Genomic DNA, 22,756 nt, shown 5'->3' with positions numbered 1-22,756 from the left:
ACATTATGGAGGAATACACTTATGCGTAAGACGAAGATCGTCTCCACCCTGGGCCCTGCGTCCAACGACCTGAAGACGATTAAGGCGCTGATCGGCGCCGGGGCTAACATTTTCCGCTTCAACTTCTCTCATGGTGACCACGAAGAGCAGCTCGGCCGCATGAACCTGGTCAAGCAGGCCATGAAGGAAACCGGCGTGAAGGTCGGCCTGATGCTCGACACCAAGGGCGCCGAGATCCGCACGACGGCCACGACCGACGGCGGCAAGGTGAGCTACGAGAAGGGCGACAAGATTACCCTGACCATGAACACCGGGGCTTTGAGCAAAAAGGGTGCCGTTGACATTACATACGGCGGCCTGTACGACGACGTCAACGTCGGTCACCACGTGCTGTTCGACGATGGCCTGCTCGACACCGTCATCATCGAAAAGGATGAGGCCAACCGCGCCTTGATCCTCGAAGTGCAAAACCCAGCCATCCTGGGCTCCAAGAAGGGTGTCAACTCCCCAGGCGTTTCCCTGCAGCTGAAGGGCATCACCGACAAGGATAAAGACGACATCCGCTTCGGCGTCAAGCAAGGCATCAACTTCATCGCCGCATCCTTCGTTCGCAAGACTTCCGACGTTCAAGAAATTCGCGACGTGCTGGCCGAAGTCGGTGGCGAAGACGTCCTCGTGATCCCAAAGATCGAATCCCAGGAAGGCATCGACAACTCCGACGCCATCCTTGAGATGTCCGACGGCATCATGGTGGCCCGTGGCGACATGGGCATCGAGATTCCTTACGAAGAAGTGCCTGCTGTTGAGCAGATGCTGATTCACAAGTGCAACCTCGCCGGCAAGCCGGTGATCACCGCGACGCAGATGCTGGACTCCATGCAGGAGAACCCACGCCCGACCCGTGCCGAAGTGACCGACGTGGCCTTCGCCGTTTTGCAGGGCACCGATGCCACCATGCTGTCCGGCGAATCCGCCAACGGGGACTACCCGGTCGAATCCGTCCACACCATGGCCGTGATCGACGAACGCGCCGACAAGATGCTGCCGAAGCACTCCCCGGTTCTTGAAGAACTGAAGACCTCCGGCTCCATCACCACGACGACCGCGATCGCCGCCGTGACCGCCGCAGAACGCGTCTCCGCCAAGGCCATCATCGCCTTGACCGCCAGCGGCTACACCGCGCGTCAGATTTCCCGTCTGAAGCCGGAAGCCCCGATCCTGGCCGTGACCTACGACGAACGCACCGCCTCCAGCCTGCTGGTGTCTTGGAACGTGACCCCGCTGGTGGTCGACAAGGGTGCCGAATTCGAAGCCCTGGTTGCCCAGGCGGAAGAGAAACTGGTTGCCGACGGTCAGCTGGCGAAGGGTGACGTGGTGGTCATCGTGGCCGGCTTGCCCTTGTACGAACCAGGTTCCACCAACAATGTTATGGTCCGTCGCATCGCCGACTAAGTTCCTGGCGCTTGCACGACTGCACTGAAAACCTCGCTGCCGCATCCGCGGTGGCGGGGTTTTTGCTTGCTCAAGGCCCGAACAATCTTCGGAAAAATCGCCGGCCACACGTTCATCTTTACACAACGTTCGAAATATTATAAGATAAAGACTGCGTTGTAAAAATATAGTTCGTGTTTTGGAGGCAATTCACACATGAAAGAGAAGCTGCTGGCCTACTTCGAGATTCGGGAGCTCAACACGACCGTTCGCCGGGAAATCCTGGCGGGGTTCACCACGTTCATCTCGATGGCCTACATTCTGTTCGTCAATCCATCCGTACTGGGCGCTTCGGGGATGGATAAAGGCGCGGTGTTCACCGCGACCGCCCTGGCCTCGGCCCTTGGGTGCATGCTGATGGGGATCCTGGCGAAGTACCCGATCGCCACCGCCCCGGCGCTGGGCATCAACGCCTTTTTCGCCTACTCGGTCTGCATCGGCATGAAGATTCCGTGGGAAACCGCGCTGGCCGGCGTGTTCGTCGCCGCCTTGATCTTCATCGTCATCACGATTTTCAAGCTGCGGGAGATGATTATCGACGCGATTCCCGCCGACCTGAAGTACGCGATTTCCGGCGGCATCGGGCTGTTCATCGCCTTTCTCGGGCTCAGTGACGGCGGCCTGATCGTCGCCAACAAGTCGACCTTGGTCGGCCTGGGGTCGCTGAGCGTCGGCACCACGTGGCTGACCGTGTTCGGCCTGATCGTCACCGCCGTTTTGATGGTCAAAAAGGTGCCGGGGGGCATTTTCATCGGCATGGTCCTGACCACGATTCTCGGCCTGGCCACCGGCCTGATTCACGCCCCAAGCGCCATCGTGTCCGGGGCGCCGTCCTTGGCCCCGACCTTCCTGGTGGCCGTCAAACACGTCGGCGACATCAATTCGCTGCAGCTGGTGGTGGTCGTCTTGACCTTCCTGCTCGTCACCTTCTTTGACACCGCCGGCACCCTGGTTGGCCTGGCCAACCAGGCCGGCTTCATGAAGGACAACAAGATGCCGCGGGTCGGCAAGGCGTTGGCCTCCGACTCCACCGCCATGCTCGCCGGGTCGCTTCTGGGCACCAGCCCGGTCGGCGCCTTCGTGGAAAGCTCCGCCGGCATCGCGGTCGGCGGCCGCAGCGGCTTGACCGCCGTGGTCACCGGGGCCTTCTTCCTGCTCGGCCTGTTCTTCTCGCCGCTTTTGGCCGTCGTGACGACGCAGGTCACCGCCCCGGCCTTGATCATCGTCGGCGTCTTGATGGCGCAGTCCCTGCGTCAGATCAACTGGAGCCAGCTGGAGGTCGCGATTCCGTCCTTCCTAATCCTGCTCGGGATGCCGTTGACTTACAGCATCTCCGACGGCATCGCGCTTGGGTTCATCTTCTACCCGATCACGATGATCGCGGCCAAGCGCGGCAAGGAGGTCTCGCCGATCATGTACGGCCTGTTCTTCGTCTTCATCGGGTTCATGTGGATATTGAATATGTAGAGCGTGACCCGAGGCGGGTTTAGCGGGACGGGTAGCCTAGCACCAGCGTTGGGGCGGGTTATGCCCCGGCGCTGGTGCGTAGCTAGCCGCTCCCGCGTTGCCTGGGGGAACGCGTTTAGAGGGCGGAGCAAGGCGTTTAGCCGGACGGGTAGCGCAAGGCTGGACATTGAGCCGGGCCGTGGCTCAGTGTCTGGCCTTAGCTAGCCGCTCCGGCGATGCCTCGGGGAACGCGTTTAGAGCGTGGAGCCGAGCGAATTTAGCGAACCGATTAGCGTAGCGCTGGCAACGCGCTTGCCCACCAAACCAAGACCGGCGACTGCCCTGAAGCAATGGGGGCGGTCGCCGGTCTTGCGTTGATTGAATTCTTTGTTGGCTCTATTGAAGTTGTGTTATTTATTTACACTAAATTTACCTAACATTTACAATCCTGTAATGGTATTTCCGGTCGCCTGGTGTTATTCTATTTCCGTAGAATTCCGCAGCGCCTCTCGGTCGCACGGCCGAAGCGCAGCTCAAGGCAGCTCGCAGTGACTATCATCCTCATCTGATGAACGTCGACCTATGTCGACCACGTCCGCGGCGTGAGTGTCTAGCGACGAAGAAATTCGCGTAAAAGAAAACAGCTTAACTGGTTTGATTCCAGGGAGCTGCGACTGCCGGGTCCACCACAGTGCGTACCACCAACCGAATCGGGTTCACCAGCTGGCGGGGGCAGTCTGCCCTGCAGTTGGGTCGGTTCCTCAATCCAATCTCAACCGGGGTACTGCGGGGCAAACCGCGGTACCCTTTGCGTCCCGTAACCCAATTTTTCCGCTCAAAAGGCCTCGCGTTGGCAGACGCGAGGCCTTTTTGGCTTGGCTGATTAGGGTTGGCAATCTAGGGTTTGGCAACCAGCGGCGCGTGGCCGCCGGCGGTGCGGGTCAAAAGGGACTTGGTGAGCCATAGGTAGGCGCCTGGGGCCAGCAGCACGGCCACCAAGGGGTTGAGGTAGCCGAGAATGGTGCAGCCGGTCCAAGACAGCGCGAGGCTCAGGGTGGTGCCGGGGTGGCGGATCAAAAGCGCCAGGGCGGCAAACGCCGGGGACTCGGCCGCGTCCGGCCGAATCGACCCAAAGGCGAGCGCCGCCAGGAAGGCGCTGCCCACCAGCACCAGCGCGAGCAAGGCGACCACGGCGAGCTGCCAAGCCGCACTGTGCGGGGCCTGGGCCAGCCGCCGCACGGCCACCAGCAGGCCGCCGATGGCCAGCGTGAACGCGAAGGACCAGCCAGCACCTGGCAGCGGTGGTCGCCGGTCTTGCGGCGCGGCCGCGGCGGCCGCGTCAGACTGCGGCGGCACGGGCGGCTGCAAGGCGTCATACCCCGCAGTCATGGCCGCCAGCCAGCCGTAGACCAGGCCGTGGCGAATCAGCTGCCACCAAAAGCGCAGCGATTGCGGCACCAGGCGGTAAAACGCCGTGACGGCGCGAATGAGTTTGCTGGGTTGGGTGGACATGGCGACCTCCGATCACGGCGGCAGGGGTTACTTGACCGAGCCTGCGACGCCGTTGTAGATGTATTTTTGAAGCGTGAGGAACACGATCAGAATCGGCAGGATCACGATGATGACCCCGGCCAGGATGACCGGCCAGTTGGTGCCGTAAGGGCCCTTGAAGGCGAACAGGGCGGTCGAAATCACCTTGAGGTTGGGATCCGGCATGTACAAGAACGGGTTGTAAAAGTCGTTGTAGATCTGGACCCCCGAGATGATCAGGATGGTGACCATCGGCGCCTTCAGGTTCGGCAGGATGATTTTGTAGAAAATCTGGAAGTAGTTGGCGCCGTCCAGGTAGGCGGATTCGTCCAACGACACCGGAATGCCGTCGAGAAACTGAAGGAAGATGTAGATGGAGATCACGTCGGTGCCGAGGTTCAGCACGATGACCGACCAGATCTTGTTGAACAGCCCCATCGCGTTGATGATCTGGAAGGTCGCGACCTGGCTGGTGATGGCCGGAATCAGCATCGCAACCATGAACAGCGCCATGATCGGCTTTTTGAGCTTGAAGTTGAAGCGGTTGATGGCAAAGGCGAACGCGGAGCCCAAAAGCAGCTTGCCGACCATGCTGATGGCGAAGATCAGGAAGGTGTTTTTGAACCCGGTCAGCATCTGGCCGTTGACGAAGGCCGTCTTGTAGTTGCTGAAGTCGAGGTGCTTGGGTAAGGACAAGACGCCGGTCGACAGGAACTCGGTGTTGGACTTGAACGAGCCCAGGAACACCACGAGGATCGGCACGATGGCGACCACGGCGCCGATGACCAGCAGCAGGTACTTGAAGAACGTCCCAATGGTGAAGTGATGTGCATGCATTAGCGACTCGCCTTCTCTCTGGTAAAGATTCGCTGAAGCACGGTGACGACGACCACAATCAGGAGCAAGATGATCGCCATGGCCGAGGCCAGCCCGAGCTTGTTGTACTTGAACGCGGTGTCGATGGTCTGAATGACGAAGGTGTTGGTGCCATTGGAGCCGCTGGTCATGATGTATGGAATGTCGAAGACGGACAGCGACCCGGAGACGCCGAGGATGATGTTCAGGAACACAATTTCTTTGATGCTCGGCAAAATGATGAAGCGAAACTGGTTCCAACGGTTGGCCCCGTCCATCTCGGCGGCCTCGTAGACCTCGGGGTTGACCGACTGAATCGCGCCCAGGAAGATCAGGAAGTTGAAGCCGGTGTAGCGCCAAATCGAGGTGAAGGCCAAAGAGATGTTGTTGATCGAGCGGTCACCCAGCCACAGGTGAATCTGGCTCTTGAGCCCGATGAAGCTCAACAGGGTGTCAAGCGTCCCGTGCTGCTTGTAGAAGTACAGGAAGATGAAGCCGATCGCCACGCCGTTGAGCAGGTAAGGGAAGAACAAGACGCCCTTCCAGAAGTTGGCGAACTTCACCTTGAAGGACAGAATCGTGGCGAACAGCAGGGCGAACCCCAGCTGGAAGAACGTCGCGACGAAGTAGTACAGGCTGGTGCGAAACACCGAGAAGTACGTGGGGTCGGTGAAAATCGTCTTGTAATTGGCCAGGCCGACGAACTTGCTGTCGGGCGAGAAGCCGTCCCAGTTGGTCAGGCTGTACTGGACCATTTTGACCAGTGGGTAGTAGGAGAACACGAGCAACAGCGCGACGGGAATGATCGTGAACAAGACGATGATCAGGCGCTTTTGCGTGCGGTAGTCGAACCTTATCGCTTTCAATTTGAAACACACCTTTCTGAAATAAGATGCGGGGTCGTGATGGGCACGACCCCGCAAAAGGCGCCTTTATTGGGCGTTGACGGTCTTGATCGCGTTGGCCCACTTGCCGTTCAGGTCCTTCATGATCGTCGCAAAGCTCTCGTTGGTGTTGCCGATGGCCGCCTCGATGATGCGCTGCTTGGTCTTGTCGGTCGTGTCCAGGCCGATTTCGGAGGCGTCGTCGATTTCGGAGAACAGGGATTCCTTGCCCTTCGGTGCCGCCGCGGTTTCAAGCAGGGTGACGCCGGAGTCCTTCAGCCCCTGCAGGGAGGCCGGGTACTTGGCACCCTTGACCGTCGGCAGGCCGCCGTTGTCGATCGCGTAATCGGAGTCGTTGACCAGCCAGTTGATCAGCTTCCGCGCCGCGTCCTTGTGCTTGCTGTGAACGTTGATCGCGTAGTTGTAGTCGGCGCCGACGGAGATGTACTGCTTGCCGTCTTCGGCCGTGGCCGGGAAGGTCTGGAAGGTGATGTTGTCGGCGTTGTCCTTGTTGGCCTCTTGGATTTGCGGCACGGCCCAAGAACCCAGGACCATCACGCCGATCTTGTTGTTGGCCATGTCGACCTTGGATTGCTCCCAGTCGGAGGTCGTCGGGTCGCTTTCAATCAGCTTGTCCTTGGCCACCTTGTACAGTGTGTCGTAAATGGTGTACATGACCTTGCCCTTTTCGAACGGGGCCTTGTCGGTCATCATCTTGTTGGTGATGGCCGGATCGCCGACGACGCCCGGCCGGGTGAAGTCCCAGTTGGCCAGCGTCCAGCCGGCGGCGTAGTTGGTGTACAGCGGGATGACGTCCGGGTTCTTGGCCTTGATGGTCTTCAGCGCCTTGATGAAGGCCGCCGGGGTCTTCGGGAAGGTCTTGATGCCGGCGTCCTTGAACACCTTCATGTTGACGACCATGCCCGAGGCGTTCAGCTGCGACGGAATGCCGTAGGAGGTGCCGTTGTAGGACTTGTTGGTCAGGCCCAGGTACTTCTTTTCCAAGGTCTTTTGCTTGCCCAGCGGCGCAACGAAGTGGGCGAAGTCCTTGGGCTTGATGGTGTCCGGCAGCATGAACACGTCGCCGTACTGATCGGAGTTCATGCGGGTCTTCATCTGGCCGGCGTAATCGGTGATGGTTTCGATCTTCACTTTGATGTTCGGGTACTTCTTGTTGAAGTCCTTCATGTAGGCCTTCCACTTGCCGTTGCCGGCCCAGTCGGTCTTGTGGTTGATGAAGGTGATGGTCTGCGTCTTGGACTTGGTGGCACCGCTGTCCTTGCTCCCGCCACACGCGGTCAGACCGAGTAGCAGGGCGGCAGACAGGCCGACCATTAATGCAAGTTGCTTCTTCATGATGTTTCCCCCTCAAAATTTTGAAATCGCTTCCGGAACAAATGATAGCACGGTGCTGAAATAATGTATAGTCTTTTATTTTGAATGCGCGAAATTTTCCAACACTACCGCCTCGGCGGGTTTGCCGTAAAGCGCGTAGTCGTCGTTGGTCGCCGCCTGGGCCGCGGGGTACAGGTCGGCCTTCCAGTCCCACAGGCCGACGCCGCGAACCCACGGCGCCTGGCGCAGCGCCGCGAACATCGCGCGGTACCAGGCGGCCTGCTCGGCGAGGTCCAAGGCGCCGCGCCGGGTCCAGTCGTTGGGCAACAGCGCGGCGCCGCGTCGCGCCGGGCACCCGGCCTCGCAAAAGAAGAACGGCTTGGCGAAGCGCTCGACGACGGCCTGAATGCGCGGCAGCTGCGCTGACCAGGCGTCGAGCGGGTAGTAACCGGAGCTTGAAATCACGTCGACGGCGTCCCACCAAGACACGGCGTCCTCTTGGTACTTGTCGCAGTTGTAGGTGAGCTGACCGTGGTAAAGCCGCCGCAGCCGGGCGATCAGGGCTCGCCACTCGTCGGCGCGACGGTCGGCGTTGACCAGCTCGCAGCCGATCACCAGCATCGCGGCGTGGCACTGCTCGGCCAGTGCGGCGTAGTGTGCCATGAAGGCCGAATAGGCGGTGAACCACTGGCCCCACGTGGGTTCGCAAGGGGCGTCGTGGTCGAAGAAGTTGATGTGGGCTCGCCACACGCCGTCCTCCAGGTTGACCATCGGCTTCAAGATCACGGCCATGCCCAGCGCCTGGGCGGCCGCGGCGGTGGCCAGCACCTCCGCGTCGCTCAAAACGGCGGGCGATTGCCAGTCGATGCGCGGCGTGAAGGCGTCGGGCTGGGTGACGGTGACGGCTAGAATCACCGTGTTGGCGCCGGTGCGTTCGTGCAGGAGGCGCAGGGACTGCTGGGCTCGCAGCGTGGTCCAGTCGCCGCGCTGGCTGGTGTAGCCGTAAGTGACCGCATTAATTGGGTTCATCGCGATTCTCCTTTGACATGCGTGAGCAAAAGTATATACTTATTTTCGAGATGGCAGCAACAGTATGCAACACCCAGGCAATTTTGTAAACAGAATGCGCAAAAAAAGGCGGCGAGGTTCTTCACCGCCGCGGGAGGTAACAGTATGATCGATATTTCCGAGTGGCGCGACCACTACTTCGGCACCGGCGAGAAGCCGACCGATTTCGATGCGTTTTGGGCCCAGGGGCTGGCGGAGATGAACGCGCTACCCCAAGACTTCACGGTCGCACCCGTCGCGATTCCATCGCGGGTGGCGCAGGCCTATGACCTGTGGTTCCAAGGCGTCGGCCAGGCGCGGATCCACTGCCAGCTGATTTTGCCCAAGCCCTACGACCCGACCGTCAAGCATCCGGGCATGGTGATGTTTCACGGTTACCACTGCGATTCGGGGGACTACCAGGACAAGTTCGGCTGGGCGGCCGAGGGCTTCGTCTGCCTGGCGCTTGACGCCCGGGGCCAAGGCGGCCTGTCGCAGGACGTCACCCGCACCAGCGGGGACGTGATGAAGGGGCTGATCATTCGCGGCATGGAGGAAGGCCCGGCCAACCTCTACTACCGCAGCGTGTTTCTCGACACCGCCCAGGCGGCCAAGCTCCTGATGGCCTACCCCGGCGTCGATGCGACGCGTTGTTACGCGGTCGGGGCCTCGCAAGGCGGCGGGTTGGCCATCGCCTGTGCCAGCCTGGTGCCCGAGATCTACCGCGTTCAGGTCAGCTACCCCTTCTTGTCCGACTACCGCAAGGCCTACCGGATGGGGGCCCAGACCTCGGCGTTCGAGGAAATCGCCTACTGGTTCCAGTTCCGCGACCCGCTGCACAAGCGCGAAAGCGAGATTTTTGACACCCTGGATTACATCGACATCCACTTCCTGGCGCCGCGCATTCGTGCCGAGGTCTACTGGTCGATGGGGTTGCAGGACACGGTGGTGCCGCCGCAGACCCAGTTTGCGACGTTCAACAACATCCAAAGCCCCAAGCACCTGGTGGTTTTGCCGGAGTACGGCCACGAATACCTGCCCAAGGTGAGCGACGAACTGCGCGGCTTTTTCATTGATTCAGACGACTGACGATAAGTTGGCAACCGATGTCCAAATACATGACCATCCGGGAAAATGATGTGTATAATCGGGAGTATTATGGAAGTTGCAAGGAGGCCTTGACATGCCGCAGATCCCAAAGTATGAACAGATTGCCGATCAGATTCGCACCCGCATCGAGTCCGGTGAGTACGCCGCCAACGCCATGATTCCCGATCAGGTGACGCTGGCCGCGGAATTCAACGTCAGCCGCATGACCATCAAAAAAGCGCTGGACGGCCTGGCCCAAGACGGCCTGATCTACACCCGCCGCGGGGATGGCACCTACGTGATGGGCGACATCGAGCTGAAGCTGGAGTCCAACGCCCCGGCCAAGGAACACATGGGCCTGACCGCCACGATGGGCCCAGACCACGTGACCTCCAAGGTGATTCGCTTCAACATCATGTTTCCGACCGAGACGCTTCGCACCCACCTGCGCCTCGGCAAGAACGAGCCGGTGTTCGAGATCTTGCGGCTGCGGGAGGTCGACGGGGCACCGTACGTGCTGGAGCACACGTTCATGCCGCAGAAGCTGATGCCGAACCTGACCGAAGAGGTGCTGAACGGCTCGATCTACGGCTACCTCAAAAACGACTTGGGCCTGGTCTTGAGCGGCGCGTTTCGCAAGATTCACGCGGTGTTCGCCGACAAGCTGGACGTGCAGTACCTCGATTGCAAGCCCAACGACCCGGTGCTTGAAGTCGAGCAGGTGGCCTGGCTGGCCGATGGCATCCCGTTTGAATACTCCTTTTCCCGCAACCGCTACGACGCGCGTAGCTACGATGTGATGGACGTCAGTTGACCACTGAGAAAGTGGGAGACTATGACTAATTACCAATTTCCAAGCGATTTTTGGTGGGGCGGGGCGACCTCGGGCCCCCAAAGCGAGGGGCGGTTCGCCAAGGCCCATCGCAACCTGTTCGACTACTGGTACGACCACGACCCGGCGGCTTTTTACCAACAAGTCGGGCCCAACACGGCGTCGGACTTCTACCACACCTACGAAGACGACTTGGCGCTGATGAAAGGCATCGGCCTGAACAGCCTGCGAACCTCCATTCAGTGGAGCCGGCTGATCAAGGACTTCGAGACCGGCGCCGTCGATCCCGCAGGCGTCGCGTATTACAACCGCGTGATCGACGCCTGCCTGGCCGCCGGCATCACGCCGGTGTTCAACCTGCACCACTTCGACCTGCCGGTGGCCCTGTACCAGCAGTACGGCGGCTGGACCTCGCGGCACGTGGTTGACCTGTACGTCAAGTTCGCCAAGGCCTGCTTTGCGGCCTTCGGCGACCGGGTGAAAAACTGGTTTACCTTCAACGAGCCGCAGGTGATCCTCGACGGCGAGTACCTGTACCAGTTCCATTACCCGCTTGAGGTAGACGGCCAAAAGGCGGTGCAGGCGGCTTACAACATCAGCCTGGCCAGCGCTGCCGCCATCGCGGCCTACCGCGCGGCGCCGCAATCGCAAGGCGGCCGCATCGGCATCATCTTGAACCTGACGCCGGCCTACGCGGCAAGCGAAGACCCGGCCGACCAGGCGGCGGCGAACAAGGCCGACCTGTGGACCACCCGGCTGTTCCTGGACCCGGCCGTTTGGGGCCACCATCCGCAGGCGCTGTGCGACTGGCTGGCCGCAGACGGGGTGCTGTGGTCGCACACGGCGGCAGACGACGCGGTGATTGCGGCCAACCCGATCGACATGCTGGGGGTCAATTACTACCACCCGTTTCGCGTCCAGCGGCCGGCGATTTCGCCGACCAGCCTGATGCCTTGGCTGCCCAGCAATTACTTCGCCGAGTACCAAAAACCCGGCCGGGTGATGAACGTCGACAAGGGCTGGGAGATTTACCCGGACGCGTTGCAAGACATCGCGACGCGGCTGCGAGACGACTACGGCAACCTGCCGTGGTACGTGTCGGAGAACGGCATGGGCGTCTCCGGTGAATCGCGGTTCGCGGATGCGACCGGGGTCATTCAAGACGACTACCGCATTGACTTCATGACCGCTCACCTCAAGGTTCTGCACGAGGCAATCGCGGCCGGGGCGAACTGCTTTGGCTACCACGTCTGGACGCCTTTTGACTGCTGGTCTTGGGCCAACGCCTACCGCAACCGCTACGGCCTGATTGCGGTGGACATCCGCACCCAAAAGCGAACGGTCAAGGCCTCGGGTCGCTGGTTCGCCCAGCTGGCGGCCAATCACGGCTTCAAGGCGTAAATCTTACGACGCATCACGCGATTAGCGCGGTGCGTCGTTTTGGTGTCGCCGCGGTCGCGGCGGTCAGGTTTGCGGCCGTTTCCGGTTGCGGCCGACCGTGGCCGCTCGCCGTTCTCGGCCGGTTCGAACCGCTTCGCAGTGGCGGTTGGGCCGGCCGCGTCGCCCAGCCTCGCGCCGTCGGCCGGCTGTGGTGGCGATCAGGCCGGCCGCGTCACCGCTCAACCCCACGCGCGGCCCGGCCTTGCGTCGCTGCCCAACCCCACGCGCGGCCCGGCCTCGCGCCACCATCCGGCCCCGGTGTCGCCGCCCGGTCCCGCGTCTGGCCCGGTCTCGGCCCTGCGACGGATTGGTCGCGTCGCAATTCGTGGTACACTGTATCGCGTGGGAGGGATAACGATGAGACACTGGGTGGTCTTGATTCTGATTGGTCTGGCGGTGGCCTTGGGCGGCTGCGCGAACGCACAGGCCTGCACCAGCAAGAAGGCGGCGCTGCATGCCGCCGCCAAGCAGCTCCAAACGCGGCACAAGCAGGCGTTTCGCCTGGTCAAGGGCAGCAGGGTCGCCTACGTCAGCGGCAGCCGTGGGCGGCTTCAGGCCGTTTTTGCCCCGGTCAACGCGCCCAAGCGCCACACGCGCGTCACGCTGAAAAACGGCGGCAGCTTCAGTGACGATTACGACAAGTACCACGTGCTGCCGGCCTTTCGCCGCGAAATGCGCCAGCGGCTGGCGAAGCTACCGGCCGCCAGCGGCGCCACGTTCGACCTGGCCGGCCAGACGGCGCTGACGCTGCCGGCCACCATCAACCTGGACGATTACCTGGACACGGTGCGGCCGCAGCCGGTGGTCACGCTGCACACGACCCGCGGCGCGGCGCCGGTGGCGGCGGTGTACCGCAAGCTTTGCGGCCGCCTGGCCAGCTTTCGCCTGCAGGTGGAGGCCAACCACCACCGCCGGCTGACCGTCACACACTCGCCGAAAGACCGGCGCTGGCTGAGCACGGCGGAGATTGCGGCGCAGCTGAACTAGCCGCGACCCGCCGCCGAATGCAAGCCAAAATGGCTCGCCTCCTGTCACTGACAAAAGGCGAGCCATTTTGGTTGAGTTAGTGGTCCGACCGGCCGAAAATGCGCCACAGCCCGGCCGCGGCGAGGCCCATGACCAGCAGCGCGTAGGCGTTCTCGATCACGTAGATGGCGACGTAAAACGTGCTGGCCGCGGCGTCCTCGCGGTCCATCGGGTACAGCGCCCGGAAGTGGCCCTCCAGCCCGTAGCCGACGCAGGCGAACGCGGCGACGATGACCAAGAGGACGACGCACTGGATGACTGGTTGTTTTTTCATTGGCTGTCCTTTCCCATACCCCAGTTGCTAGCAAGCGCAGGATTGGTTCGTGAACTTGCAAGCAACTGAATATTACCCCCCTGGTGAAAAATGCAACCCCTTTCATCGGCCGCGTGACGAGCCGCGTTGCCTGGCAATCGGCTAAGCGACGGTGATTGGTCCGTTGCGGCGGGGCTAACACTTCTGTCACCTCCGTTGTGTCGCCGCCCGACCAGGCGTAGACTCGCTGCATTGGAGGAGATTGCATGACAGAAGACGCACAAGCATTGTTCGACCTGGTTGACGCGGCCTACGCGGAGCGGTTCGCAAGCGAGCTGGATCAGCGCTACCACGAGGTTTTGCTGACCGCGGCCAAGGCGCTGCAAGCCGGGGCCGACCTGGACACGACGCGGCTGGCGCTTTACACGGCGCTGTACCACCTGCCGTATTTTCGGCCGATGACGCTGCCGCCAGCCGGCCGCAGGCTTTACGGGGCCTTGCACGACCACTACCGCGATTACGACGCGGCCCAGCTGCGCCGGGCGGCCCTCGGGTACGGGCTGATCGTGGCCAGCGGGACGTGGCTGTGAACGCGATATTATAGAACAAAAACGGCGGCTCATCCTTCCCAACAATGGGAGGGGTGAGCCGCCGTTTGCGGCCGGCCAAGGCTTTTGGGTGCCGGCCTGGGGTGGTGTGGTAAAGGTGTTCTGATAACCTCGCCGTTGCTCACGCTTTAAACGCGTTCCCCGCGGCAACGCGGAAGCGGCTAGCGACGCCGCGGCCCTCGGGACCAAGGCCCGGTCCCAAGCGCCACGGCTAGGCTAGCCGTTCCGCTAACCCCGCCGCGGTTCACGCTTTAAACGCGTTCCCCGCGGCAACGCAGGTCCGGCCTGCTCGCACCGGCCCTCGAAGCACAACCCGCTTCAAGAGTCGGTGCCGCGCTAGCCGACCTGCTAACCCCGCCGCGGCTCACGCTCTATCTAAACGCGTTCCCCGCGGCAACGCAGGTCCGGCCTGCTCGCACCGGTCCTCGAAGCACAACCCGCTTCAAGAGCCGGCGCCGCGCTAGCCGACCTGCTAACCCCGCCGCGGTTCACGCTTTAAACGCGTTCCTCGCGGCAACGCGGAAGCGGCTAGCGACGCCGCGGCCCTCGGGACCAAGGCCCGGTCCCAAGCGCCACGGCTAGGCTATCCGTTCCGCTAAATCCGCCGCGGCTCACGCTTTAAACGCGTTCCCCGCGGCAACGCAGGTCCGGCCTGCTCGCACCGGCCCTCGAAGCACAACCCGCTTCAAGAGCCGGCGCCGCGCTAGCCGACCCGCTAACCCCGCCGCGGCTCACGCTCTGTTGAGGTACCGCTTCAAGAATTCTTGGGTGCGTGCTTCCTGCGGGTGGTCGAAGAGCTGCTCCGGGGTGCCGCTTTCGGCGATCACGCCTTGGTCCATGAAGACGACGCGGTCGGAGACGTCACGGGCGAATTCCATTTCGTGGGTGACGACGATCATGGTCAGGCCGGTGGTGGCTAGGGCCTTCATCGCGTTGAGGACGTCGTCGACCATTTCCGGGTCAAGCGCGGAGGTCGGCTCGTCGAACAGCAGGACTTCCGGGTCCATGGCGACGGCCCGGGCGATCGCGACGCGCTGCTTTTGGCCGCCGGACAGCTGGTCGGGCTTGGCGTTGACGAAGGGGTCCATGCCGACCTGGTGCAGCAGCTCCAGCGCGTGTTCCTTGGCGGCCGCCGCGTCGCGGTTGAGCACGGTCATCTGCGGGGTGACCACGTTTTGCAGCACGGTCAGGTTGTTGAACAGGTTGAAGCTTTGGAAAACCATCCCGACCTTGGCACGGTAATGCGCCAGGTCGAAGTTCTTCTCCAGGATGCTGGCGCCGTGGAACTTGATGTCGCCGGCGGTCGGCTCCTCGAGCAGGTTGATGTTGCGCAGCAGGGTCGACTTCCCGGAGCCGGAGCGGCCGATGATGGAAACGACTTCGCCTTGCGCGACGTCGAAGTTGATGTCGGTCAGCACCACGTGGTCGCCAAAGACCTTCTTGAGGTTTTGGACTTCAATAATGGATTCTGTCATAGTCGTTCTCCTCCTTAGTTGTTGGTCGTGGGTGTCTCCACCTGCATCTGGTTGTTCATCACGTTGTAGTTCTTCGGGCCGTCGATGCGCTTTTCAATCAGGCGGAACAGGCGGGAAATCGTGAAGGTCAGAATCAGGTAGATGCCGCAGACGATCAGGTAGGTGTGGAAGAACTGGAAGTTTTGACCGGCGACGGTTTCGGAGGTGAAGAACAGCTCGGAAACCGAGATGACGGACAGCACCGAGGTGTCCTTGATGTTGACGATGAACTCGTTGGTCACGGCCGGCAGGGAGTTGCGAATCGCCTGAGGCAAAATGACCTTGAGCATGGTCTGCAGGTGGGTGAAGCCCAGGGCGTGAGCGGCCTCGAACTGGCCGGCATCCACGGAGATGATGCCGCCGCGGATGATTTCGGAAATGTAGGCCCCGGTGTTGATCGAGACGATGACCAAGGCGGCCGCCGTCTTGTCCATGTTGAGCCCGAAGGCCTGGGCGGCGCCGTAGTAAAGCACGGCGGCCTGGACGATCATTGGGGTGCCACGGAACACTTCAATATAGACGGCCAACAGCCAGTTGATGAACCACTGCAGGCCGCGCTTGCCCTTGGTCTTCGGCGCCGGAATGGTGCGAACGATGCCGACCAGCAGGCCGATGACGAAGCCGACGATCGTGCCGATCAAAGAGATCAGAAGCGTCATGCCGGTCCCCCGCAGAAGCATCGGGCCGTACTGCTTGAGGATGCTGATGAACCAGTTGCCTTCGCTAGCCGTCGACGGCTGGTTAGCGACGGCCTCGGTCATCAGCTGATCGCGCTGCTTGCTGGAAATTTTGGCCAGGGCCTCGTTGATCTTGGCCTTGTCCGGGTCGTTCTTGCGCAGCCCGATGGCCAAGTCGACGTCTTCGGGGTTGGTCTTGAAGCCATTGGCCTTGCTGAAGCGCAGGTAGGTGAGGTTCGGGTTGGCGGCCGAAGCCGTAATCCCTTCCGGCACCTCGGAGACGTAGCCGTCGATGGTGCCGGACTCAAGCGCCACGCGCATGGCCGGGAAGTTGTTCATCGCGCCTTCCTTGATCGCGCCCTTCAGCTGGCTGATCGCCTGGTAGTGGAACGTGGAGAGCTGCGCGGTGATCTTGGCCCCCTTGAAGTCCTTGATGCTGGTGGCCTTGGCGTACTTGCTGTCGCGGCGAACCACGACGGTCAGCTTGGAGGCGTAGTAGGTGTTACTAAAATCGATGGTCTTGCGCCGCTCCGGGGTCGGGGACATGCCGGCGATGATCGCGTCGATCTTGCCGGAGGTCAAAGCAGGCGGCAGGCCGTCCCAAGACGTCTTGACCACGATGACCTTTTTGCCTAGGGCCTTGGCGACCTTCTTGGCCATCTGCACGTCGTAGCCGTTGGCGTAGTCGCTGGAGCCTTGAATCTTGACGGCGCCGTTCGCGCTGGTGCTTTGCGTCCAGTTGAACGGGGCGTAGCCGGCCTCCATGCCGACCTTGAGGGTGCCGCCGGCGGCCTGAACGGGTTGGGTCTGGGCAGCCAGGCCCAGACCGACGGCGAGGGCGAACCCTGCGCCGATAATGGCGGAAAACAACTTCTTCATAAGACATTCTCCCTTCGTGTTTGGTCACTCGGGAAATAGAGAACTAAAAAACGTTGGCCTTTGTTTACGATAAACAAAGGCCAACGTGGATTTCTGCATAATTCGCAAGAATCATAGCGCTCCGAAGCAATCGCTTCGACAGTCCAGCGGCTTTCGCCCACTGTCCCAACCCGCCAAGCGCCTAATCGCTTGGTGAGTTTCGGCGGGGATGCTTACGGCTGACTCATCGGGTTAGGCCCTCATCAGCTGTCGTCACCACCCGCGACCTCTATTTCTTGGTGGTTTATTTAAATGTCTGACCATGAGTCTAGGTGACTTCCCCGGGATTGTCAAGCGCGGTTGCAGAAAAACTTCGGCCGGGCCCGGAATGAAGTATGTTTCATTCTGCGGCCGGCTCGTGGCCAGAATGAAGTGTGTTTCATTCTGCTGTCCTTTCACGGCCCGAATGAAGTGTGTTTCATTCTGCAGCGCTTTCTTGTCAAGCGGCGCTGCTCGCCCGATTCTCGCTCGCGTCGGCCCAAGATTTTTTGCGCAAGCGGTTTCTTGCGTCAACCATCTCCTGGTGTGGGTTTACGTAAAGAAAACTTCGAGAAAGCGCTACATCAATTCAACCATCCCACTTTTGGACGAGAATGGCTCAAAACTGGCAGATTACAGTTCGGTGAATTGAACCGGTGAAATCGCGGTGGTATAGTCCTTTCATGAAAACGGTAAATATTATTAGTCAAAATGATTGCAAAAGCCCAGAAACCTTGTCATACTAGCTTCTGGGAGTTTTTGCGCTCGTCATCATCGGCGCGTTGGACCGTTAATGATAGCGCTCACTAAACTCACACAAATTTTATTAGGAGGCGACAAACAATGGTCGGAATCATTCTTGCCAGTCACGGGCAATTCGCCGCTGGCATTAAGCAATCCGGTTCGATGATTTTCGGTGAGCAAGAAAAAGTTGAAGTTGTGACGTTCATGCCAAACGAAGGTCCGGAAGACCTGAAAGCACACCTTGAAGAAGCCATTGCAAAGTTCGATCCGGAAGATGAAGTATTGTTCCTTGTGGACCTTTGGGGCGGCTCACCATTCAACCAGTCTAACGGGTTGTATGAAGCACACAAAGACAAGTGGGCGATCGTTACCGGGTTGAACCTGCCAATGTTGATCGAGGCTTACGGGTCTCGTCTGTCCATGACTTCCGCGCATGACATCGCGGCTCACCTGGTTGACGCCGGGCGTGAGGGCGTTCGCATCAAGCCGGAAGAACTGGAACCCAAGGCCGCTGAACCCGCTGCTGCGGCACCGGCCGCTGCCAAGGGCGGCAAGCCGGGCAAGCTTGAGTACGTGCTGGCGCGAATCGACTCGCGGCTTTTGCACGGCCAAGTGGCGACGGCCTGGTCCAAGGACGTTAAGCCGACGCGCATCATCGTCGTTTCCGACGACGTTGCGCGTGACAAGCTGCGCAAGCAACTGATCACCGATGCGGCGCCGGGCGGTGTCCGGGCGCATGTCATTCCGGTGGATCAGATGATCAAAATCGCTAAGGACGACAAGCACTTCGGCGGCGAACGCGCCTTACTGCTGTTCGAAACCCCGCAGGACGCGCTTCGCGCCGTCGAGGGTGGGGTGCCGCTGAAGACCATCAACGTGGGCTCCATGGCGCATTCCGCCGGCAAGGTGCAGCCGAACAAGGTCTTGGCGTTCGACCAAGACGACATCGACACGTTCGGCAAGCTCAAGGCCAAGGGCATCAGCTTCGATGTTCGCAAGGTCCCAACCGACTCTGGCGATAACATGGACGCGATTCTCAAGAAGGCCCAAGACGCCTTGAACGCGGCCAAATAATCTGACATTTTTTAACCGGAAAAAAGGAGGACACTCACATGTCTTTGAACTTCATTCAAATCATCCTAGTCCTCATCGTGTCGTTCCTGGCTGGGGTCGAAGGGATTCTTGATGAATTCGAATTCCACCAGCCAATCGTTGCGTGCACGTTGATCGGCTTAGTGACCGGCCAGCTTGTGCCTTGCCTGATCTTGGGCGGGACCTTGCAGATGATCGCCTTAGGTTGGGCGAACATCGGCGCCGCGGTCGCACCAGACGCTGCCTTGGCAGCCGTTGCTTCAGCTATTATTCTCGTACTGGGCGGCCAGGGGACCGACGGCGTTAAGTCCGCGATCGCCATGGCCGTTCCGCTGGCCGTTGCCGGCCTGCTTCTGACGACCTTCGTCCGCACCCTGGCAACTGGTATCGCCCACATCATGGATAAGGCCGCCGAGGAAGGCAGCTTTGCCAAAATCGACCTGTGGCAGATGATCGCCATCTGCTTGCAGGGCCTGCGTATCGCCATTCCGGCCGGCTTCATCCTGGCCGTCGGTTCCAAGCCCGTGAAGTCCCTGCTCGACGCGATGCCATCCTGGCTGGTTGACGGCCTGGGTATCGGTGGTGGCATGGTTGTGGCCGTGGGTTACGCCATGGTTATCAACATGATGGCCACCGCCGAAGTATGGCCATTCTTCGCCATCGGCTTCGTGCTGGCGACCGTTCAATCGATCACGCTGATCGGCCTGGGTGCCATCGGCGTCGGCCTCGCCCTGATTTACCTGAACCTGTCCAAGATGGGCGGCTCCGGCAGCAGCAACGGCGGGTCCAGCAACAGTGGTACCGGTGACCCAGTCGGCGATATCATCGACAATTACTAACAAGGAGGTTGGCGAAAATGGCAGATAAAATTACGTTAACGACCAAAGATCGTTGGGCCGTATGCTGGCGTTCCACCTTCTTGCAAGGGTCTTGGAACTACGAGCGTATGCAAAACGGCGGCTGGGCCTACTCTTTGATTCCAGCCCTCAAGAAGCTTTACACCACCAAGGAAGACCGCGTGGCCGCGCTGAAGCGCCACCTGGAATTCTTCAACACCCACCCGTACCTGGCTTCCCCAGTTATCGGCGTGACGCTCGCCCTTGAAGAAGAGCGGGCCAATGGGGCGCCGATCGACGACGTCACCATCCAAGGCGTTAAGATCGGGATGATGGGCCCGCTGGCCGGTGTCGGCGACCCAGTCTTCTGGTTCACCGTTCGCCCAATCCTCGGCGCCTTGGGTGCGTCCATGGCGATGGGTGGCTCGATTCTCGGCCCGATCATCTTCTTCGTGGCTTGGAACGTCATCCGCATCGCCTTCCTGTGGTACACGCAGGAATTCGGCTACCGCGCCGGCTCCAAAATTGCCGACGACCTTTCCGGGACCTTGCTTCAGGACGTGACCAAGGGTGCTTCCATCCTCGGGATGTTCATCCTGGGTGCCTTGGTTAACCGCTGGGTCTCCGTCAAGTTCACGCCGCAGGTTTCCGACGTTAAGCTGGACAAAGGGGCTTACATCGATTGGAACGCGCTGCCTGCCGGGGCCAAGGGGATTCAAAAGGCCCTGCAGGACCAGGCGGCTGGCCTGTCCTTGACCAATCACAAGATCACGACGCTGCAGAACAACTTGGACAGCCTGATTCCGGGCCTGGCCGCGGTTCTTCTGACCTTCCTGTGCATGTGGTTGCTCAAGAAGAAGGTTTCGCCAATCGTCATCATTTTGGGACTCTTCGTCTTCGGGATTTTGATGCACCTGGCCAACCTGATGTAGTCACGGTTACGGCGGCCGTCCTTCACGCGAAGGACGGCCGTTTTTGTCTCATGCCGCCCTTGCGCCAGCACCCGGGAAATCCCCGCAGCACCCGGAAAATCCGCTCGGGGCCCGTTGCCTTTTGGCCGGTGCTTCGCTACAGTTAAGGGGACAAGGAGGCGGTTGCAATGGGGCAGGATACGGGCGGGATTCACGTGCCGGATAACTGGGAGCGGTCGCCGCTGCCACCGGCGCGGCTGGCCAAGCCGGTGCGGTGGCGGCGGGTGTGGCTGATCGCCTTGGTGGTGGCGGTGGCGCTTGGCGCCTGGGCCTGGCGCGGCCTGCGCCACGACCCGGAGCAGGAGCTGACCCAGGCGGGGACCCACTGGTTCGTGTTCGATCAGGCGGCTTTGATTCAGCCCTCGACCGCTTTTGAAAAAAGCATCACGGATCGCCTGTTCGACCCCCAGGACCCGGCCAAAAGCAGCACGGCTCGCGCCAGCATCCAACTGGCCAAGAACCACACCGGCCGCATGGTCGAGGCCAAGGCGACGACGCGCTTCACCTGGCGCAAGGTCCAGTCGCACCTGGTCGTGACGCTGCCGGATCCCGGCGGCGGCACCCACGAGGAAACCTGGTACCTCGCCTGGGTCGAAAACAAGCTGGCGGATCAAAAATACGCCGGCTACAGCGTCCGGCTGCACCCGGACGGCGCTAACTTGTTCTACCTGCTTCACCAGAAAACCGGTTTATTCAAGTAAAGGATGGAGACAATGGTCGAATCACTGAATACGAAAGTCGAGCTGGTCGTTGACGGCACTTCCTTCATGGGGCTGCCGGCTTACGGCAAGATCATGGTCGGCGACCGCGGGTTCGAGTTCTACGACTCCCGCAACCCGAAGAACTACATGCAGTTTCCCTGGAAGGAAGTCGACCACGTCGCCGTGTCTGTGATGTTCGGCGGCAAGTGGCTGCCCCGCTACGCCCTGGTGACGCGCAAAAGCGGCACCTACACCTTCTCGTCGCACGACCCCAAGGCGGTGCTACGCGCGGTTCGCGAGCATATTCCGGCCGACCGCATCCGCAAGTCTCTGACCTTCTGGCAGGTGCTGCGAAGCGGCGGCAAGAATCTGTTCCACAAGGAATCCTGGATCAACCTGTTTCAGAGCATGAAGCCGCGGTCGCGGCGCAAGTAAGCCGTTGGGGCCCATCCGTTGCCGGATGGGCCTTTTGAATGGCGGGAAAACAAGTTGGCCAATCGTGCCACGCTTGTGGGGACCGCAACCCCGGCGCAATAGGCATGAGGCGGTGTCCAGGCGGTGGTTGGTTGACGGTTTTGCGACGGCCGTGATAGACTCAGACCAATTCAAATTGAGGAGGGGTCACCATGGGTACAATCGAGCGTAAACACCGAGTGTTGGAGTTGAATGCGGACGATTACAAGTTGTTCAAGGCACGAGCCCGTGGCGAGGTGTCGGCCAAGCGGCGGCGGGAACTTCGGGCGGCGGGGACGGCGCTGCGCGGCCTAAAGCCGTATCGGCTGGACGATGACAAGCGGTGATCTGCGTTTCTCCCACATTCTGAAGGTGGCGGCGAAGGCGGACTTTGAACAGTTAGCCGCTGACTTTTCGACCGGTAACGTTGGCATCGATCGTTTCCTCAGAGACGATGCAATCAGAAGCGAAACCATCGCCAACACCTTTGTTTTGTGGCGGCCAGACGCGATCGTCGGCTACTTCACGCTCCAAAACGACGCAACCGCGATCTCGCGCAAGTACCGCAAGGATCACCATTTTCTGCGCGGTGGCGTCACGGATTACCCTGCCGTTTTAATCAGTTTTTTAGGCATCGCCTCGAAGTTTCAGAAAGCATCGTTTGGCCGTCAGCTGCTGCTGACAGCGATGACCATGGCCTACGAGCAGCGTCACGCCCTCGGCGCTTTCACGATTCTATCAGTCGAGGCGCTGCCGAGCAGCATCGCGTTTTACGAGCAATTTCGATTTCGCCAGTACGGCCGCCCCAATGGCCAGACCAACAAGTTTCTCGGCATCACGCTCGCCGAGATTGGCGAATTTTTGGCCGGGGTCGCCTAACCCTGCGGCGACAAGCAACGTGCGGTGATTTGACCGCGCGTTTTTTTGTTGTTTTCTGTAACCGGCCCATGCCCCGCCGTTGCGTGGTGCGGCGGCTTGCGGCCGGGCGGGTGACAGAACTGTTATGACTGCTGCCGTGGCGCCTGTGGTATTCTG

General features: G+C 60.7%; 22 protein-coding genes and 1 riboswitch. Of the genes, 14 read left to right on the top strand and 8 right to left on the bottom strand.

The features are described from left to right. Positions 1–21: 21 nt before the first annotated feature. Both pyk and NUH19_RS04085 read left to right on the top strand, forming a co-directional pair. Positions 22–1,452, top strand: coding sequence for a pyruvate kinase (pyk, locus tag NUH19_RS04090; protein ID WP_262315280.1), 1,431 nt, complete (start codon positions 22–24; stop codon positions 1,450–1,452). Between the two features lie 195 nt (positions 1,453–1,647). Next, positions 1,648–2,958 (top strand): NCS2 family permease, encoded by a 1,311-nt coding sequence (locus tag NUH19_RS04085; RefSeq protein WP_262315279.1) that lies wholly within the window; start codon positions 1,648–1,650, stop codon positions 2,956–2,958. Positions 2,959–3,834: 876 nt separating this feature from the next. On the opposite strand, the gene NUH19_RS04080 is transcribed toward NUH19_RS04085, so the two are convergent. From NUH19_RS04080 to NUH19_RS04060, 5 genes are all read right to left on the bottom strand, one after another. Beyond that, complete coding sequence (locus NUH19_RS04080) at positions 3,835–4,449, bottom strand: hypothetical protein (protein WP_262315278.1); 615 nt, start codon at positions 4,447–4,449, stop codon at positions 3,835–3,837. Positions 4,450–4,476: 27 nt separating this feature from the next. Continuing rightward, positions 4,477–5,304 (bottom strand): carbohydrate ABC transporter permease, encoded by an 828-nt coding sequence (locus tag NUH19_RS04075; RefSeq protein WP_262315277.1) that lies wholly within the window; start codon positions 5,302–5,304, stop codon positions 4,477–4,479. Beyond that, the gene (locus NUH19_RS04070; RefSeq protein ID WP_262315276.1) at positions 5,304–6,188 is read right to left on the bottom strand and encodes a carbohydrate ABC transporter permease; all 885 of its coding nucleotides are present in this window, start codon (positions 6,186–6,188) and stop codon (positions 5,304–5,306) included. Before NUH19_RS04070 ends, NUH19_RS04075 begins: the two co-directional genes overlap by 1 nt. A 66-nt stretch (positions 6,189–6,254) precedes the next feature. Further along, the gene (locus tag NUH19_RS04065; protein ID WP_262315275.1) at positions 6,255–7,562 is read right to left on the bottom strand and encodes an ABC transporter substrate-binding protein; all 1,308 of its coding nucleotides are present in this window, start codon (positions 7,560–7,562) and stop codon (positions 6,255–6,257) included. A 75-nt stretch (positions 7,563–7,637) separates the two neighbouring features. Continuing rightward, positions 7,638–8,570, bottom strand: a complete 933-nt coding sequence (locus tag NUH19_RS04060; RefSeq protein ID WP_262315274.1) for a glycoside hydrolase family 113 — start codon at positions 8,568–8,570, stop codon at positions 7,638–7,640. A gap of 144 nt (positions 8,571–8,714) precedes the next feature. On the opposite strand from NUH19_RS04060, the gene NUH19_RS04055 reads away from it, so the two are divergent. The 4 genes from NUH19_RS04055 to NUH19_RS04040 all read left to right on the top strand — a co-directional run bounded on the left by NUH19_RS04055 (position 8,715) and on the right by NUH19_RS04040 (position 12,936). Next, a complete protein-coding gene (locus NUH19_RS04055) occupies positions 8,715–9,677 on the top strand; it encodes an acetylxylan esterase (RefSeq protein WP_262315273.1) in 963 nt (320 codons plus the stop codon). A 94-nt stretch (positions 9,678–9,771) separates the two neighbouring features. Further along, on the top strand, positions 9,772–10,491 hold the full coding sequence (locus NUH19_RS04050; protein ID WP_262315272.1) for a GntR family transcriptional regulator: 720 nt from the start codon (positions 9,772–9,774) through the stop codon (positions 10,489–10,491). A gap of 21 nt (positions 10,492–10,512) precedes the next feature. Beyond that, positions 10,513–11,910 (top strand): glycoside hydrolase family 1 protein, encoded by a 1,398-nt coding sequence (locus tag NUH19_RS04045; RefSeq protein ID WP_262315271.1) that lies wholly within the window; start codon positions 10,513–10,515, stop codon positions 11,908–11,910. Between the two features lie 396 nt (positions 11,911–12,306). Then, positions 12,307–12,936, top strand: coding sequence for a hypothetical protein (locus tag NUH19_RS04040; RefSeq protein WP_262315270.1), 630 nt, complete (start codon positions 12,307–12,309; stop codon positions 12,934–12,936). Between the two features lie 76 nt (positions 12,937–13,012). Here the strand turns inward: NUH19_RS04040 and NUH19_RS04035 are convergent, their stop codons facing one another. Continuing rightward, on the bottom strand, positions 13,013–13,249 hold the full coding sequence (locus tag NUH19_RS04035; protein ID WP_262315269.1) for a hypothetical protein: 237 nt from the start codon (positions 13,247–13,249) through the stop codon (positions 13,013–13,015). Between the two features lie 245 nt (positions 13,250–13,494). On the opposite strand from NUH19_RS04035, the gene NUH19_RS04030 reads away from it, so the two are divergent. After that, positions 13,495–13,818 (top strand): bacteriocin immunity protein, encoded by a 324-nt coding sequence (locus NUH19_RS04030; RefSeq protein ID WP_262315268.1) that lies wholly within the window; start codon positions 13,495–13,497, stop codon positions 13,816–13,818. Between the two features lie 749 nt (positions 13,819–14,567). Here the strand turns inward: NUH19_RS04030 and NUH19_RS04025 are convergent. Both NUH19_RS04025 and NUH19_RS04020 read right to left on the bottom strand, forming a co-directional pair. Further along, positions 14,568–15,311 carry an amino acid ABC transporter ATP-binding protein gene (locus tag NUH19_RS04025; protein ID WP_262315267.1) on the bottom strand — a complete coding sequence of 248 codons (744 nt, stop codon included), beginning with the start codon at positions 15,309–15,311 and terminating at the stop codon, positions 14,568–14,570. A 14-nt stretch (positions 15,312–15,325) separates the two neighbouring features. Then, entirely contained in the window at positions 15,326–16,906 is a 1,581-nt protein-coding gene (locus NUH19_RS04020) for an ABC transporter permease subunit (RefSeq protein ID WP_262315266.1), read from the bottom strand. Between the two features lie 106 nt (positions 16,907–17,012). Next, a riboswitch (Lysine riboswitch) is annotated at positions 17,013–17,185 on the bottom strand. Between the two features lie 582 nt (positions 17,186–17,767). On the opposite strand from NUH19_RS04020, the gene NUH19_RS04015 reads away from it, so the two are divergent. The 7 genes from NUH19_RS04015 to NUH19_RS03985 all read left to right on the top strand — a co-directional run bounded on the left by NUH19_RS04015 (position 17,768) and on the right by NUH19_RS03985 (position 22,600). Continuing rightward, positions 17,768–18,742 (top strand): mannose/fructose/sorbose PTS transporter subunit IIA, encoded by a 975-nt coding sequence (locus tag NUH19_RS04015; RefSeq protein ID WP_262315265.1) that lies wholly within the window; start codon positions 17,768–17,770, stop codon positions 18,740–18,742. 38 nt (positions 18,743–18,780) lie between these two features. Continuing rightward, entirely contained in the window at positions 18,781–19,599 is an 819-nt protein-coding gene (locus tag NUH19_RS04010) for a PTS mannose/fructose/sorbose transporter subunit IIC (RefSeq protein WP_262315264.1), read from the top strand. 17 nt (positions 19,600–19,616) lie between these two features. Next, positions 19,617–20,528, top strand: coding sequence for a PTS system mannose/fructose/sorbose family transporter subunit IID (locus NUH19_RS04005; protein WP_262315263.1), 912 nt, complete (start codon positions 19,617–19,619; stop codon positions 20,526–20,528). Positions 20,529–20,695: 167 nt separating this feature from the next. Continuing rightward, positions 20,696–21,268, top strand: a complete 573-nt coding sequence (locus NUH19_RS04000; RefSeq protein ID WP_262315262.1) for a hypothetical protein — start codon at positions 20,696–20,698, stop codon at positions 21,266–21,268. A gap of 12 nt (positions 21,269–21,280) precedes the next feature. Beyond that, entirely contained in the window at positions 21,281–21,703 is a 423-nt protein-coding gene (locus tag NUH19_RS03995) for a DUF956 family protein (RefSeq protein ID WP_262315261.1), read from the top strand. A gap of 191 nt (positions 21,704–21,894) precedes the next feature. Beyond that, the gene (locus tag NUH19_RS03990; RefSeq protein WP_262315260.1) at positions 21,895–22,068 is read left to right on the top strand and encodes a hypothetical protein; all 174 of its coding nucleotides are present in this window, start codon (positions 21,895–21,897) and stop codon (positions 22,066–22,068) included. Beyond that, positions 22,055–22,600, top strand: coding sequence for a hypothetical protein (locus NUH19_RS03985; protein ID WP_262315259.1), 546 nt, complete (start codon positions 22,055–22,057; stop codon positions 22,598–22,600). The genes NUH19_RS03990 and NUH19_RS03985 overlap by 14 nt, the downstream gene beginning before the upstream one ends. Positions 22,601–22,756: the final 156 nt, after the last annotated feature.

Source organism: Lacticaseibacillus parakribbianus (assembly GCF_025490915.1).
GTDB lineage: Bacteria > Bacillota > Bacilli > Lactobacillales > Lactobacillaceae > Lacticaseibacillus > Lacticaseibacillus parakribbianus.
The sequence above is the reverse complement of the archived record's forward strand: the minus strand, read 5'-3'. Positions and strand labels throughout refer to the sequence as shown.